Origin of the sequence: Stenotrophomonas sp. AS1 (assembly GCF_048957655.1) — a bacterium.
In the GTDB taxonomy this organism is placed as follows: Bacteria; Pseudomonadota; Gammaproteobacteria; order Xanthomonadales; family Xanthomonadaceae; genus Stenotrophomonas; species Stenotrophomonas bentonitica_A.
Map to the genome: position 1 here is coordinate 22,747 of NZ_JARVXM010000002.1, position 12,661 is coordinate 35,407.

Annotated in this window: 16 protein-coding genes; 3 read left to right on the forward strand and 13 right to left on the reverse strand. The window is 67.5% G+C overall.

Annotated elements, in window-relative coordinates:
• Window positions 1-45: 45 nt before the first annotated feature.
• Window positions 46-678 (reverse strand): 23S rRNA (uridine(2552)-2'-O)-methyltransferase RlmE, encoded by a 633-nt coding sequence (rlmE, locus tag PV764_RS03530; protein ID WP_421116200.1) that lies wholly within the window; start codon window positions 676-678, stop codon window positions 46-48.
• Between the two features lie 65 nt (window positions 679-743).
• On the opposite strand from rlmE, the gene yhbY reads away from it, so the two are divergent.
• Both yhbY and PV764_RS03540 read left to right on the forward strand, forming a co-directional pair.
• On the forward strand, window positions 744-1,049 hold the full coding sequence (gene yhbY / locus PV764_RS03535; RefSeq protein WP_019183325.1) for a ribosome assembly RNA-binding protein YhbY: 306 nt from the start codon (window positions 744-746) through the stop codon (window positions 1,047-1,049).
• A gap of 13 nt (window positions 1,050-1,062) precedes the next feature.
• On the forward strand, window positions 1,063-1,437 hold the full coding sequence (locus PV764_RS03540; RefSeq protein WP_019183326.1) for an Mth938-like domain-containing protein: 375 nt from the start codon (window positions 1,063-1,065) through the stop codon (window positions 1,435-1,437).
• Between the two features lie 146 nt (window positions 1,438-1,583).
• Here the strand turns inward: PV764_RS03540 and PV764_RS03545 are convergent, their stop codons facing one another.
• Genes PV764_RS03545 through surE form a run of 4 tightly spaced genes read right to left on the reverse strand, consistent with a single transcriptional unit; the run spans window position 1,584 to window position 4,447 of the window.
• Window positions 1,584-2,363, reverse strand: coding sequence for a peptidoglycan DD-metalloendopeptidase family protein (locus PV764_RS03545; protein WP_421116201.1), 780 nt, complete (start codon window positions 2,361-2,363; stop codon window positions 1,584-1,586).
• The gene (locus tag PV764_RS03550; RefSeq protein WP_019183328.1) at window positions 2,360-2,974 is read right to left on the reverse strand and encodes a YqaA family protein; all 615 of its coding nucleotides are present in this window, start codon (window positions 2,972-2,974) and stop codon (window positions 2,360-2,362) included. Before PV764_RS03550 ends, PV764_RS03545 begins: the two co-directional genes overlap by 4 nt.
• Before the next feature lie 19 nt (window positions 2,975-2,993).
• Window positions 2,994-3,671: a protein-L-isoaspartate(D-aspartate) O-methyltransferase gene (locus PV764_RS03555; RefSeq protein ID WP_070427088.1), complete on the reverse strand. Its 678-nt coding sequence runs from the start codon at window positions 3,669-3,671 to the stop codon at window positions 2,994-2,996.
• On the reverse strand, window positions 3,668-4,447 hold the full coding sequence (surE, locus tag PV764_RS03560; protein WP_019183330.1) for a 5'/3'-nucleotidase SurE: 780 nt from the start codon (window positions 4,445-4,447) through the stop codon (window positions 3,668-3,670). Before surE ends, PV764_RS03555 begins: the two co-directional genes overlap by 4 nt.
• Window positions 4,448-4,633: 186 nt before the next feature.
• Between surE and PV764_RS03565 the strand changes: the two genes are divergently transcribed.
• The gene (locus PV764_RS03565; protein WP_070427087.1) at window positions 4,634-5,173 is read left to right on the forward strand and encodes a Smr/MutS family protein; all 540 of its coding nucleotides are present in this window, start codon (window positions 4,634-4,636) and stop codon (window positions 5,171-5,173) included.
• A 176-nt stretch (window positions 5,174-5,349) separates the two neighbouring features.
• Here the strand turns inward: PV764_RS03565 and truD are convergent, their stop codons facing one another.
• From truD to PV764_RS03605, 8 genes are all read right to left on the reverse strand, one after another.
• A complete protein-coding gene (gene truD, locus PV764_RS03570; RefSeq protein WP_070427086.1) occupies window positions 5,350-6,396 on the reverse strand; it encodes a tRNA pseudouridine(13) synthase TruD in 1,047 nt (348 codons plus the stop codon).
• On the reverse strand, window positions 6,393-6,890 hold the full coding sequence (gene ispF / locus PV764_RS03575; protein WP_421116202.1) for a 2-C-methyl-D-erythritol 2,4-cyclodiphosphate synthase: 498 nt from the start codon (window positions 6,888-6,890) through the stop codon (window positions 6,393-6,395). The genes truD and ispF overlap by 4 nt, the downstream gene beginning before the upstream one ends.
• A gap of 37 nt (window positions 6,891-6,927) precedes the next feature.
• Window positions 6,928-7,626 (reverse strand): 2-C-methyl-D-erythritol 4-phosphate cytidylyltransferase, encoded by a 699-nt coding sequence (gene ispD / locus PV764_RS03580; RefSeq protein ID WP_026069800.1) that lies wholly within the window; start codon window positions 7,624-7,626, stop codon window positions 6,928-6,930.
• Entirely contained in the window at window positions 7,623-7,973 is a 351-nt protein-coding gene (gene ftsB, locus PV764_RS03585) for a cell division protein FtsB (protein WP_019183335.1), read from the reverse strand. Before ftsB ends, ispD begins: the two co-directional genes overlap by 4 nt.
• 4 nt (window positions 7,974-7,977) lie before the next feature.
• On the reverse strand, window positions 7,978-9,264 hold the full coding sequence (gene eno / locus PV764_RS03590) for a phosphopyruvate hydratase (protein WP_019183336.1): 1,287 nt from the start codon (window positions 9,262-9,264) through the stop codon (window positions 7,978-7,980).
• 69 nt (window positions 9,265-9,333) lie between these two features.
• Window positions 9,334-9,750, reverse strand: a complete 417-nt coding sequence (locus PV764_RS03595; protein ID WP_421116203.1) for a hypothetical protein — start codon at window positions 9,748-9,750, stop codon at window positions 9,334-9,336.
• Complete coding sequence (kdsA, locus tag PV764_RS03600; RefSeq protein ID WP_019183338.1) at window positions 9,747-10,577, reverse strand: 3-deoxy-8-phosphooctulonate synthase; 831 nt, start codon at window positions 10,575-10,577, stop codon at window positions 9,747-9,749. Before kdsA ends, PV764_RS03595 begins: the two co-directional genes overlap by 4 nt.
• Window positions 10,578-10,682: 105 nt before the next feature.
• A complete protein-coding gene (locus tag PV764_RS03605; RefSeq protein WP_019183339.1) occupies window positions 10,683-12,347 on the reverse strand; it encodes a CTP synthase in 1,665 nt (554 codons plus the stop codon).
• Window positions 12,348-12,661 lie beyond the last annotated feature (314 nt).

The following is a 12,661-nucleotide window of genomic DNA, read 5'->3' on the forward strand; positions in this document are numbered from 1 at the left end:
GCTCCGGTGTTCCTCTAATTCCTGACGCGATTCGTATGGTTGAGCTTACTTGATCTGCGCGCGTTTTCCCTGCCCCAAGGCGTACACCTCGGGCGAGCGCTTACGGGACGCTTCAGGCTTGCGGATCACCACTTTGTCGTACCGGCGGCGCATTTCGCGCACGTAGTCGTCAAAGCCCACGCCCTGGAACAGCTTGATCAGGAACGCGCCACCGGGCTTGAGATGGTTGTCGGCAAACTCCAACGCCAACTCCGCCAGGTGCATCATCCGCGGTTGGTCCACCGCGTCCATTCCACTCTTATTGGGGGCCATATCCGAGAGCACAAGGTCTACCGGCTGATCCCCCAGCATGGCTTCGAACTCCGATAGGGCGGCCTGTTCCCTGAAGTCACCGTGAAGGAACTCCACGCCGGCCAGCGGCGGCATCTCCAGGATGTCCAGCGCCAGGACCCGCCCGGTGTCGCCGATCTGACGGCGGACCTGCTGGGACCAGCCGCCCGGGGCGGCACCCAGGTCGACCACGACCATGTGCGGCTTCAGCAGCCGATCCCGCTCCAGCAGCTCCTCCAGTTTGTAGGCCGCGCGCGAGCGCATGCCCTCGGCCTGGGCCTTCTTCACGAAGGGGTCGGCGAAGTGCTCTTTCAACCAACGTTGACTGCTTTTGCTGCGGGTTGCCATTGAGATGCGGGTCCGATGGGGAGGTCATGATACCCTGATCGCCCCAGTTAACCGCTTGTTCCTGAATGGCTATCGCCCTGACGTCTTCCCAAACCCGTTTCCTCCGCGGTCACGCGCATGATCTGAAAGCCCTGCTCCAGATCGGCGGCAAGGGGGTGACACCGGCCTTCCTGGCTGAACTGGAAGAGGTGCTGGAACGCCACGAGCTGATCAAGGTCAAGGTCGCCGCCGAAGACCGCGAGGCCCGCGACGCCCTCATCGCCGAGCTGGTCAGTGCCAGTGAAAGCGCGCTGGTGCAGCGCATCGGCCACGTGGCCGTGCTGTACCGCCCGAGCAAGGAACAGCGCCAGATCGTCCTGCCGCGCGGCTGATCCCGGAACGCCCATGCAGCTGAGCCACGAAATCCCCGATTACGCCTACGCACTGCGTGCCGCCGATGGCCGCAGCGCGAAGGTGAATGACCGGACCCTGGCCGCCAGTTTCATCCTGGCTCCGGACACGCTGATCGAAGCCTGGCCGGTGGCCGATATCGCCCGCCTCACCCCGGAAGACCTGGCGCCGGTGCTGGCGCTGAACCCCGCACTGGTGGTGCTGGGCACCGGCGATACCCAGGTGTTCCCGCCCGCTGCGGTCATGGCCGCATGCCTGACCCGGGGGATCGGCCTGGAAGTGATGAACAACCCGGCGGCCGCACGGACCTTCAACATCCTCGCCAGCGAGGGGCGCAAGGTGGCGGCGGCATTCATCCTGAAGGGGTGAGACCGGGATTTCCGTTCAGAAAAGGCCGCCCCTGGGGCGGCCTTTTTTGTGCCTGCGTCCCGGGCTCGACAGCGACGCATGGCGTCGCTCTACCACCCGGTTACGGGCTGTGCGGGGTAGAGCCGACCGTTGGTCGGCTGCATTGATTACCGCGGCGGCAGGTACAGCAGCGGATCGACCGGCTTGCCGTTGTAGCGGATCTCGAAGTGCAGCATGTCGCGCGCAGCGCCGGTGCGGCCCATTTCGGCGATCTGCTCGCCGGCCTTCACGCTCTGCCCTTCGCTGACCAGGCGCTTGCGGTTGTGGCCATACGCCGACAGCCACTGGTCGCTGTGCTTGATGATGATCAGCTCGCCGAAACCGACCAGGCCGGCACCGGAGTACACCACCACGCCGGCGGCGGTCGCACGGACCGGCTGGCCGCTGGCGCCGGCGATGTCCACGCCCTGCTTGGTCGCCTCACCGGCGACGAAGCGGCCAACGATCGCGCCATCGGCCGGCCAGCGCCAGCTGATGTTGCTCTTGATGGCGGTGGTCGGGGCCGGGGTGGCCGCCGGCGCCGTGCTGCCCGGACGCGGCGCGGTGACCACGGTGGTCGGGGCGCGGCCGGGGCTGCCACTGCCGCCCGGGTACAGGCGCAGCGACTGGCCGGGATAGATCGTGTACGGCTCGGCCAGCCCGTTCCAGGCAGCCAGATCGCGCGGGGTGATGTTGTGGATGCGGGCCAGTGCATACAGCGTGTCGCCGCGACGGACGACCGCGGTCTGGCCGGGCTTGGCCACCGAGGTCTGCGGCGTGCTGTGGGCCACGCCGCCGCCCGAGCCCGAGGGCCGCACCACGGTGGCAGTGCCGCAGGCGCTCAGCGCCGACACCACCAACAGCAGCGCGCCGCTGCGCACTCCCTTGCTCAAACGATCAGCACTCATGCGAACTTCGACCTCCATACAAGCCAGGCGACCAGCACGACCACCAGCGCGGTCGCGATCCAGCCCAGCGGTTCAATCCAACGGCGCAGCGCAGCTTCCGCGCGCGGCCCGCCAATACGAATGACCGCCGCCAGCACGTACACGCGCTTGCCACGGCCGATCAACATGCTCAGGAAATACTGCGGCAACGGCACGCCGACGATACCCGATGCCCATGTGAAGACCTTCATCGGGATCGGCATGAAGCCGCCCAGCACCAGGAAGGTGAACACTGCCCACGGCGACTCGGCCATCTTGGCCTGCACGATGGCGATACCGCCCTCGATGCTGCCCAGCATGCCCAGCGCGGCGAACACCGGCTTGAGCGCTTCAAAGGCGAAGTGACCCAGCGCATAGCCGACCAGCGCACCGGCCATCGAGCCGGCCAGGCTGAGCGTGGCGAACCACCAGCCGCGCTTGGGCTGGGCCACGCACATCGGCGCCAGCATCACCTCGGGCATCACCGGGAAGATGATCGCTTCGATGAAGCTCAACACCGTCAGATAGGTCGGGGCGCGCTCGTGCGCGGCCCACTTCATTGCCCGCTCGTACAGCGGACCAAAAATCTTCATGACGCAACGCTCCTTGGAATCAGTCCAGCATGCCAGACAGCAGCGGTACGAACGTGACCGGTGCCAGTACCTGCTGTTCGACACTGCCGTCATCGCGACGGGTCAACTGGATCAGCGACTGCGCGCCCGGGCCGCCGACCGGCGCCACCAGGCGCCCACCCACGGCCAGCTGCTCGACCAGCGCATCGACCAGCGCCGGTGCCGCCGCCGTCACCACGATTGCATCGTAAGGGCCGTGCTCGGCCCAGCCGACGCGCCCGTCGTCATGCTTGCTGCGGATGTTCATGCCCAGCGCGCGGAAGCGCTTGCGCGCCTGGCGCAGCAGATCGCCGATGCGCTCGACCGTGTAGACCTCCAGCCCGATCGCCCCCAGCACGGCGGCCTGGTAACCCGAGCCGGTGCCGACTTCCAGCACCTTCGTCGGCGCCGACTGCAGCACCGCTTCGGTCATGCGCGCAACCACCCAGGGTTGCGAAATGGTCTGGCCGTGGCCGATCGGCAGGGCGGTGTCTTCGTAGGCACGCGAGGCCAGTGCTTCATCGATGAACAGATGGCGCGGCACCACGCGGATGGCATTGAGGGTGGCTTCGTCGGCGATGCCGGCATCGCGCAGGCGGTCGACCAGGCGGTCGCGGACGCGCTGGGAGGTCATGCCGATGCCGACCGCTTCGGGCTGCAGGCGCAGGCGTGGGCTCATGCCGGCCGATCCAGCGCGGCGGTCAGCCCGCCGACCCAGCTGGCCACCTTCTCCAGCGCCTGGTAGCGGGTGAGGTCGACCTGGATCGGGGTGATCGAGATATAGCCGTTGCGCACCGCGTGGAAATCCGTGCCGGGGCCGGAGTCCTGTTCGCGCCCGGCCGGGCCGATCCAGTACACCTGGTTGCCGCGCGGGTCGCGCTGGGCAATGCAGCCTTCGGCGCGGTGACGGTTGCCCAGGCGGGTCACTTCGAAGCCGCGCACTTCGCTCCACGGCAGGTCCGGCACGTTGACGTTGAGGATGGTGTCGGCGGGCAGTGGATCGGCCTTGAGCCGGGTGACGATCTCCACCGCAGCGCGGGCGGCCGTTTCGAAGTTGCGTGGCTCGTGGTTGTGCGTGACCAGCGACATCGCCACGGCGGGCAGACCCAGGAAGCGCCCTTCCATCGCCGCCGAGACGGTGCCGGAATAGATCACGTCGTCGCCGAGGTTGGCCGCGTTGTTGATGCCCGACACGACGATATCCGGCTCGTACTCGAGCATGCCGGTGAGGGCCAGATGCACGCAGTCGGTCGGGGTGCCAGCCACCGAGCAGGTGTAGTGGTCGATGCGCTTCATGCGGATCGGCAGGTCCAGGGTCAGCGAATTGCTGGCGCCTGAGCGATCGCGATCGGGGGCGACCACGGTCACTTCATGACCTGCGTCACGCAATACCGTGGCGAGCATCTTGATGCCCGGCGCATCGACACCGTCGTCGTTGCTGACCAGAATCCGCATCTGCGATTTAACCGCTTGATTTTTCAAGACTTCGATTCCATCACTTCCCACTGTTGGCGGCGGTGGCCCTGCCCCTTCCGGAGCCCGACGACCGCGCAAGTGCGTCAGCTATTGTGCCGCAAGCGGACAGATCGTCCTACCCCGATAACGGTAGGCATCGCCCCTCCCGCCCATTAGGCTGTACGCATGTCACATTCTGAAGACGAAGATCCCGCGGCCCTGTTCCGGGCCGCCATCGGCGAGGTCAAGCCGCTGCGCAAGGTGGTCACCCCGCCGCCGGCCACGCCGCGGCCCAAGCCGCGTGCGCGCATGGCCGAACAGGATGAACAGGAGGCCCGCGGGGAATTCGCCCGGCTGCTGCGCGACAGCAGCCCACTGGAGGCCGGCGATACCGCCAGCTACCGGCGCGAGAATCTGCCGCCGCGGATGTTCCAGCGGCTCAAGCGCGGACAGTACTCCGTGCAGGACGAACTGGACCTGCATGGCGCGACGGTGGCCCAGGCCGAGACACTGGTGCGCCAGTTCCTGGTGGAAGCGCATGCCCATGAGTACGGCTGCGTGCGCATCATCCACGGCAAGGGACTGCAATCCGATGGCGGCGCACCGGTGCTGAAGAATCTGGTCGATCGTCTGCTGCGCCTGCGCAACGACGTGCTCGCGTTTCATTCCGCGCCCGCCGGCCAGGGCGGCACCGGCGCAGTGCTGGTGCTGCTGAGCAACCGATAACGCCGGCCCCGCCCACGCGCGCGGGGTAGAGCCGACCGTTGGTCGGCTGAGGAAGGCAGCCGACCAACGGTCGGCTCTACGCAATTTGCGGTGCCTGGACGGACGGCAGCCGACTAACGGTCGGCTCTACGCAATTTGTGGTGCCTGGACGGACGGCAGCCGACCAACGGTCGGCTCTACGCGGCCTGGGTGTCGGACTGGCTGGCGTCTTCTACCGGCCCCAGCTCATGCAGCACCGCGGTGGCGTAGCAGCCGGGCGGCAGCGCGAAGCTCAGTTCCAGCACCTCGGGAGCCAGCCACTGGTGCTGCAGCATCGCCGGGCGCAGGCGCAGCGCGCGGCGCTCCTGCTTCAGGCGGGCGCTTTCCAGGCCGGCGCGCAGTGCGAGCGATTGCGCATCGGCGACCGCGCCCAGCTCCAGCTCGGCGGCGGCACCGGTGCTGCGCAGTTCGCCCTCGCCCCACAACGGGCCGCTGGGATGAATGTCGAAGCGGCCGAGACGATCGGCCAGCAGATCCGTCCACGGCTCCGGGCCGAACACGCTGCGGCTACCATCGAGCATCCAGACCTCGCCGTCCAGCGGCGCGTCCCAGTTGCCCTGCTCCACGCGCGCCGCCAACACCTGGTTGAACAGCGCCGAACGGGCGGCCGAGAGCAGCAGCGAGCGCTGGTCCGGACGCATGCGGCGGCCACCGAACATCGCCAGCGCCGCCGGCACATTGCCGCCATCGCGACCGAAACGCTGTTCACCGAACCAGTTCGGCAGGCCGCGCGAGGCGATATGGGAAAGTCGCTCTTCGATGGCCGCAGCATCCCCCTGCACATCGCGCAGGACCAGCTTGAAGCGGTTGCCGGCCAAAGCACCGCGCTGCAGCTTGCGGTTGTGCCAGGTCGACTCGACCACCTCGATCTCATCGGAAGCCAGCAGCGCCGGATCCGGCGCCACGCGCTTGGGCAGGTGCACGCTGAAGCGCTGGGTGGTGACCGCATGGCGGTCTTTCATGCCGGCGTAGCTGACCGCCATGTCCGGCAGCCCGGCCCATTTGGCCAGCACCTTGGCGACGTGCACGGTGTTCGCGCCACGCTTGCGGATCGTCAGCAGCAGGTGCTCGCCCTCGCCGCTCGGCTCGAACGCCGGCAGTTCGTCGACCTGGAAATCCTCAGGCGTGGTGCGGATCTTCGCGGTGAGCAACGGCGCGCCGAACGCCAGCGGCAACGGGATCACAGCGCCACCAGCAGTACGCTGGCCTGGGCGGCGATACCCTCGCTGCGGCCGGTGAAGCCCAGCTTTTCCGACGTGGTCGCCTTGACGCTCACGCAGTCCAGCGCGATGCCCAGCACGGTGGCGATGCGCTCACGCATGGCCAGGGCGTGCGGGCCGACCTTCGGCCGCTCGCAGATCACGGTGATGTCGGTGTTGCCGACCTGCCAGCCGCGCTCGCGCAGCAGGCCGTTGCAATGCGCAAGCAGGTGCGCGCTGTCCGCGCCCTTCCAGCGCATGTCCGTCGGCGGGAAATGCACGCCGATGTCACCCAGCGCCAGCGCGCCGAGCATCGCATCACACAGGGCGTGCAGGATCACATCGCCATCGCTGTGCGCAAGCACGCCACAGCTGTGTTCGACCCGGATGCCACCGAGCATGAGGTGGTCGCCCTCGCCGAAGGCATGGACGTCGTAGCCCTGTCCGATGCGGAAGGGAGGGAACTGTGGCGTGGTCATTGCAAGAACCTGCGGTTGGGTGTGGCGCGTGCGGACGTCAGGGTTCGCGACGCGACAACACGAATTCGAAACGGGACAGATCAGCCGGGGTGGTGACCTTGAAGTTGTCTTCGCTGCCTTCCACCAGCAGCGGGCGCAGCCCTTGGCGCTCCATGGCCATGGCCTCGTCGGTGACCTCCACGCCGGCATCGGCCGCCTCCTGCAGCGCGCGCGCCAGCTGGTGGCGGCGGAACAGCTGCGGGGTCAGCGCGCGCCACAGGCGCTCACGCGGCTCGGTGGCATCGATGCCGCCGTCGTCGCCGGCACGCTTGAGGGTGTCGCGGACGGGGGCGGCGAGGATCGCGCCGACCGGGTCGGCACGCCCCACTTCCAGCAGGCGGCCCAGATCGGCAGCGGCCAGGTTGGGGCGGGCGGCATCGTGGACCAGCACGAAATCATCGGCCCGCACGTCATCGGGCAAGGCATGCAGGCCGGCCAGTACCGAGCCGGCACGGGTCGCCCCGCCGATGCAGGTCAGGATGGGTTTGTCCGCCAGCGACTGCCAGCCCGGCCAGTCGGCGTCATCCTCGGCGACCACCACCATCACCCCGGCCACGACCGGGTGCGAGAGCAGCGCCTGGAGGGTATGGGCCAGCAACACGCGGTCGCCGGCCAGCAGATACTGCTTGGGCGTGGGCCCGCCGAAGCGGGTGCCACGTCCAGCGGCGGGCACCACCGCCCAGATGCCGGCCATCAGGGCACGTCCTGGTGCGGCGCGTCCGGATCGGGAACGGCCGTCGGTGCACGCGGCGGCGGCACCGGCGCGTCTTCGACCACGCGGTAGAACTTCTCGCCGGGCTTGATCATGCCCAGCTCGCTGCGCGCGCGTTCTTCGATGGCCGCCTCGCCTTCCTTGAGGTCCTTGACCTCGGCAGCCAGCGCGTCATTGCGCTGCTGCAGGCCGGCGTTGTCCCGCTTCTGGTTCTCGACCTGGGCTTCGAGCATCATCACCTCGCCCGAGTTGCCCGGTCCAAACCAGAAGCGGTACTGCAGCCACGCGAGCAGCAGCGCGAGCACCAGCAGCAGCCAGCGCCAGTTGCGCATGCGATCAGCGCTTCAGCGACACGAACGCGTCACGACCAGCGTAACGCGCGCCGGCACCGAGGGCTTCCTCGATCCGCAGCAGCTGGTTGTACTTGGCCACGCGATCGCTGCGGCACAGCGAGCCGGTCTTGATCTGGGTGGCGGTGGTGGCCACGGCGATGTCGGCGATGGTGGTGTCTTCGGTTTCGCCCGAACGGTGCGAGACGATCGAGGCGTAGTTGGCCGCGTGCGCCATGGCGATCGCTTCCAGGGTCTCGGTCAGGGTGCCGATCTGGTTGACCTTGATCAGGATCGCGTTGGCGGTGCCGGACTCGATGCCTTCCTTGAAGATCTTCGGGTTGGTGACGAACAGATCGTCACCGACCAGCTGCACCTTGTTGCCGATGCGGTCGGTCAGCAGCTTCCAGCCGGCCCAGTCGTTCTCGGCCAGGCCGTCTTCGATGGTGATGATCGGGTACTGCGCGGCCCAGTCGGCCAGGAAGTCGACGAACTGCTCGGAGGTCAGGCGCTTGTTCTCGCCGACCAGGTTGTACTTGCCGTTCTCGTAGAACTCGCTGGAGGCCACGTCCAGGCCCAGCAGCACGTCTTCACCGGCGGTGTAGCCGGCCTTGCCGATCGCTTCAAGGATGGTGTCCAGCGCTTCGACGTTGCTGCGGAAGTCCGGCGCGAAGCCGCCCTCATCGCCCACCGCCGTGCTCAGGCCATGGCCCTTGAGCACCGACTTGAGCGAATGGAAGATCTCGGTGCCGGCACGCAGCGACTCGGAGAACGAGGTGAAGCCGACCGGCAGCACCATGAACTCCTGGAAGTCGACGTTGTTGTCGGCATGTGCGCCGCCGTTGATGATGTTCATCATCGGGACCGGCAGGGTCACGTCGCGGCCATTGGCCAGGTGCTGCCACAGCGCCTGCTTCTTCGAGGCGGCCACGGCATGCGCGTTGGCCAGCGAAACCCCCAGCAGCGCGTTCGCGCCCAGGCGGCCCTTGTTCTCGGTGCCGTCCAGATCGATCAGGCGGCGGTCCAGGCCTTCCTGGTCGGCGGCGTCGAAGCCCTTCAGTGCCGTGGCGATCGTGGTGTTGACGTTGGACACGGCGTTGCGCACGCCCTTGCCCAGGTAACGGGTTTTGTCGCCGTCACGCAGTTCCACGGCTTCCTTGGTGCCGGTCGAGGCGCCCGACGGCACCGCGGCACGACCGAACGAGCCGTCCTCGAGGATGACTTCGGCTTCCAGCGTGGGGTTGCCACGGCTGTCGAGGATTTCACGGGCGTGGATGCTGCGGATCGTGGTCATAGCGGGCCGGTTACCAGTCAGAGAGGGGAGGCGCCGCCAATGCAGCGCCGAAAAAAACATGCCGCGTGATTATCCCTGCACACCCGTCACTTGCCAAATCGGCGTGGCCGACGGCAGCACCCCGGCCACGGTGGCCTGGCGCGAGACCAGCGATGGGATCAACAACACCAGCATCAACAGCGCCAGCAGGAGCAGTGCGCCACCGCCGCCAGCCGCCTGCCGGCGCAGCCGGAATGCGAGCACGCTGGCAGTGACACAGACCAGCGCGACGGTCCCGGTCAGCGACAGCGTGACCAGCAGCAACGGGCGCACCGAGCGCAGCGCGTTGTCGCCATCGCCCGGCGAGCCGACGCTGGCCAATACCAGCAGCACCAGCACGAACACACCGCCCCAGGCGGTCATCGCCGCACCCAGCGCGATCCAGCCCCAAGCCCAACCGCGCCAGCCGCGGCGCACCGCGGGTGACGCCGGCACGTCGGCCATCATGCGAAGCGCGAGAACCCGTGCTTCTTGGTGACCGCGTCGAGTTCCATCAGGGTTTCAAGCAGTTCTTCCATGCGATCCAGCGGCCACGCATTGGGGCCATCGGACAGCGCCTTGGACGGATCCGGATGGGTCTCGGCGAACAGGCCCGAGACACCGACCGCCACTGCCGCGCGCGCCAGCACCGGCACGAACTCGCGCTGGCCGCCGGAGCTGTTGCCCTGCCCGCCCGGCAGCTGCACCGAATGGGTGGCATCGAACACGACCGGGCAACCGGTATCGCGCATCACCGACAGCGAACGCATGTCGCTGACCAGGTTGTTGTAGCCGAAGCTGGCACCGCGCTCGCAGACCATGATGTCCTGGTTGCCGGTGGCCTTGGCCTTCTCGACGACCGGCTTCATGTCCCACGGCGACAGGAACTGACCCTTCTTGATGTTGACCGGCTTGCCGGCCGCACACACCTTGGTGATGAAATCGGTCTGACGCACCAGGAACGCCGGCGTCTGCAGCACGTCCACCACCGAGGCCACTTCGTCCATCGGGGTGTATTCGTGCACGTCGGTCAGCACCGGCACGCCGATCTGCTTCTTCACCTCAGCCAGGACCTTCAGGCCCTCTTCCATGCCCGGGCCGCGGAAGGCGGTACCCGAGGTGCGGTTGGCCTTGTCGAAGCTCGACTTGAAGATGAAGTTGATGCCGAGGCGATCGGTGATTTCCTTCAACTTGCCAGCCACGTCCAGCTGCAGCTGCATCGACTCGATCACACACGGGCCGGCGATCAGGAACAGGGGCTGGTCCAGCCCGACGTCGAATCCACACAGTTTCATGGCGTTTCCTTGTTGTCCGGCGAACACTGGCCAGGCCAGCCGCCGTGGGTGATTAGCGCTCTGCAATGGGGGCACGTGGCCCCCACTGCAAGTGCGGCGTGCCGATCAGGCGGCCGCGTCCTGGGCCAGCTTGCCACCGGCCTTGCGCTCGCGCGCGGCACGGATGAAGCCGATGAACAGCGGGTGGCCGTCGCGCGGGGTCGACAGGAACTCCGGATGCGCCTGGCAGGCCAGGAACCACGGGTGCTGGTCGCGCGGCAGTTCGATGACTTCCACCAGGGTGTCATCCATCGATTTGCCCGCGATCACCAGGCCGGCATCTTCCAGCTGGGTGCGATAGCGGTTGTTGAACTCGTAACGGTGGCGGTGACGCTCGGCGACCACGTCCTTGCCGTACAGCTCGCGGGCCAGCGTGCCCGGCTTCAGGCGCTGCTCCTGCAGGCCCAGGCGCATGGTGCCGCCCAGGTCGCTCTTGTCGTCACGCTTCTCGACATCGCCGGTGGCGGTGCGCCATTCGGTGATCAGGCCGATCACCGGGTTCGGCGACTGGCGATCGTTCTCGGTGCTGTTGGCACCGTCCAGGCCGGCCACGTGGCGGGCGAAATCGACCACTGCGGCCTGCATGCCGTAGCAGATGCCGAAGTACGGCACCTGCTGCTCACGGGCGAATTGCGAGCTCAGCACCTTGCCTTCGAAACCACGGTCGCCGAAGCCGCCCGGCACCAGGATGCCGTCGACATCCTTCAGCGCGGCCAGGTCGCTGTCTTCCAGCTCCTGCGCTTCGAGCCACTTCAGGTTGACCTTGGTGCGCTGGCGCAGGCCGCCGTGCTTGAGCGCTTCGCCGACCGACTTGTAGGCGTCCTGGTGGTCGACGTACTTGCCGACCACCGCGATGGTGACCTCGTCCAGCGGGTGCAGGGTGGCGTCCACCGCCGCTTCCCACTCGTGCAGGTCGGCCGGGCCGGCCTTGTCGCCGAGCTTGAGCTGGTTGATGACGATGTCATCCAGGCCCTGCGCGTGCAGGCCCATCGGAATGCGGTACAGCACGTCCACGTCCGGCACGCTGATCACGGCGCGCTCGGAGACGTTGGTGAACTGGGCGATCTTGCGGCGCTCCGAATCCGGCACGACCTGCTCGGAACGGCACAGCAGCACGTCCGGCTGGATGCCGATCGAACGCAGCTCCTTGACCGAGTGCTGGGTCGGCTTGGTCTTCAACTCGCCGGCGGCAGCGATGTACGGCACCAGGGTCAGGTGCATGAACAGCGCCTTCTCCGGGCCGCGCTCGGTGCGCACCTGGCGGATCGCCTCCAGGAACGGCAGCGACTCGATGTCGCCCACCGTACCGCCGATCTCCACCAGCGCCACGTCGAAGCCTTCGGTGGCCTCGTCCATGCAGCGGCGGATCTCATCGGTGATGTGCGGAATGACCTGCACGGTGGCGCCCAGGTAGTCGCCGCGGCGCTCCTTGCGGATCACGTTCTCGTAGATGCGGCCGGTGGTGACCGAGTTCTTGCGGCTCAGGCGGGTGCGCACGAAGCGCTCGTAATGGCCCAGGTCCAGGTCGGTCTCGGCGCCGTCATCGGTGACGTAGACCTCACCGTGCTGGAACGGGCTCATGGTGCCCGGGTCGACGTTGATGTACGGATCGAGCTTCATCATCGTCACCCGCAGGCCGCGGGCCTCGAGGATGGCGGCAAGCGACGCGGCGGCAATACCTTTGCCGAGCGAGGACACTACGCCGCCGGTTACGAAGATCAAGGGAGTCATGGCTGGGGGTGTCCTGTCAGGAAGGGGGAAACGGCGCCGACGCGCAGGGCGACGGACGACGTGAAGGGGGAAATCGGAGCGATCCGGGCGGCTGCGGGGCGTTCACGCGCCAGGGCCGGGATCAGGGGGGATGCGGTGCGGGAGTGGGTCAGCGACGTCGGGTCAGCCGTGCCAGCCACTGTCTGGACCGTCACCTCCTGCCTACCCTGCTGGCGATCGCGCACGATCAGGCCAGTCCATTCGCTGATGGATGACACGCACTACTCCCGGAAAGCCATAGTTTACAGATTGACGGCCTCCAGCCCAAGGGGCGG